Origin of the sequence: Butyrivibrio sp. WCD2001, from assembly GCF_000424485.1 — a bacterium.
GTDB lineage: Bacteria > Bacillota > Clostridia > Lachnospirales > Lachnospiraceae > Butyrivibrio.
In genome coordinates, this window is the sequence record NZ_AUJZ01000054.1 from 1 (window position 1) to 1,593 (window position 1,593).

Sequence of the window (1,593 nt, forward strand, 5' to 3'; positions counted from 1 at the left end):
TAAAAAAGTGCCTACGGCACCTCAACTCCCCTGCCCCTCAATCATGAGGGGTGGGGTTGTTTTTTGCCTCAACTCATTCATAATGATTTTATGAAACGAAATACTCTACAAGATCTGTTCCGCGATCATTATGAAGAAATTCAATATACTCTTCATCCCCGCAAGACCGAAATAGAAAACATCGATAAGATGATCAATTGCGGGGATCCTGCTTATGGCGGCGCCATGTACGGCTGCCCTGATTGTGGTACTCTCAAATTTATTCCCTTTCGTTGTCATTCAAGATTCTGCCCTACATGCGGTGCCATGTATTCACAGAAACGTGCTCAGGCTATGTCATTTAAGCTCATAAACTGTCAGCACCGACACTGCGTATTCACCATTTCGAAAGAATTACGTCATTACTTTCTCGAAGACCGCAACCTTCTTAACTGTCTTTTCGAAGCTGTCAGCAGTGTTATTAATCGTATGTTCTACAAAATCAACAAAAGTCAGAACTTCACACCTGGTTACATTCTGGTTCTTCATACATTTGGTCGTCCTTTAGAATGGAATCCTCATATCCACTGCCTCATATCTGAAGGTGGTGTAGGAGACACCGGCTTTTGGCGCAAAGTCAATCACTTTAATTACCACTACTTGCGCCATGCTTTTCAAACAGCTCTGCTTAATCTAATGGAAGCCCGTATTACTGATCCCAAGAAGAAAGCATTGTTCAAAAAAGAAAAAGCCTACTCATACAAAAATCAAAAAGATGGTTTCTATATCTACGCAAAACCCACCCTTGCTGACAGGCACACAGTGGCTAAATATATAGGTCGCTACCTTGGTCGTCCAGTAATCGGCCTCTCAAGGATTGACTCTTATGATAAAGAGCATGATACTGTCACTTTCCACTACAACAGACATGAGGACGAAGTCCTTGTCACCGAGACCATACCTTCAATAGAATTCATAAAACGTCTTATCCAACACATACCTGAAAAGGAATTTAAGATGATCCGTTACTATGGTGTATATGGTCGCCATAGGGAATCAGACAAAAAACTCAACCGACTGATTCATCCTTCTAAAAAACCATTCTTTAAGTCATTCCTGCAATGGCGCTCAGGTATCCTGTCAGCATTCGGGTATGATCCATTGAGTTGTCCCAAATGCAATAGCACCATGAAATTTCTCGAATTGCGCTTTAACCGCAAGCGTGTTTCTCTCGAAGACTTATATGAAAAGGCAATGGGAAAATGCCGTCCCAAGAGCAGAGCTCCATCTCCAAAAATCGGCAGTGTTCCCTCGTATTCCTGTGCATGATAAAATCATGCTACAGGAGGAACAGCCATGGCTAGTAAAGAACTAATAGCAAAGCTTAGAGAGAAATACATCCAAAATCCGCCGGAAGGCATGTCGGCGAACGAAATCCGCGAGATGGATGATGAAGACCTTCTCGACATGGATTACTTTATGCATGAAGATGATGAATTCTTTGACGAGGTAGATTGGTAATTTAAAACCAACATACCTCCGCTTTGCGTGGCCCGGTCTTGTCCGGGCCTTTTAATTCAAGGTTTTGCCGCAAGGCGAAATTTCCTATTAAAT

The 1,593-nt window shown here is 42.4% G+C and carries 2 protein-coding genes; both read left to right on the forward strand.

Going from position 1 to position 1,593, the window contains the following annotated elements; genetic code table 11:
• Nucleotides 1-90 precede the first annotated feature (90 nt).
• Nucleotides 91-1,308 (forward strand): IS91 family transposase, encoded by a 1,218-nt coding sequence (locus G630_RS22685; protein ID WP_044959841.1) that lies wholly within the window; start codon nt 91-93, stop codon nt 1,306-1,308.
• Nucleotides 1,309-1,335: 27 nt separating this feature from the next.
• Nucleotides 1,336-1,500 carry a hypothetical protein gene (locus G630_RS25215; RefSeq protein WP_170832732.1) on the forward strand — a complete coding sequence of 55 codons (165 nt, stop codon included), beginning with the start codon at nt 1,336-1,338 and terminating at the stop codon, nt 1,498-1,500.
• The last annotated feature ends 93 nt before the right edge of the window (nt 1,501-1,593 follow it).

What these genes read in the sequence shown, in the direction of transcription:
- G630_RS25215 (WP_170832732.1), top strand. Translation starts at nt 1,336, where the DNA reads ATGGCTAGTAAAGAACTAATAGCAAAGCTTAGAGAGAAATACATCCAA.
- G630_RS22685 (WP_044959841.1), top strand. Translation starts at nt 91, where the DNA reads ATGAAACGAAATACTCTACAAGATCTGTTCCGCGATCATTATGAAGAA.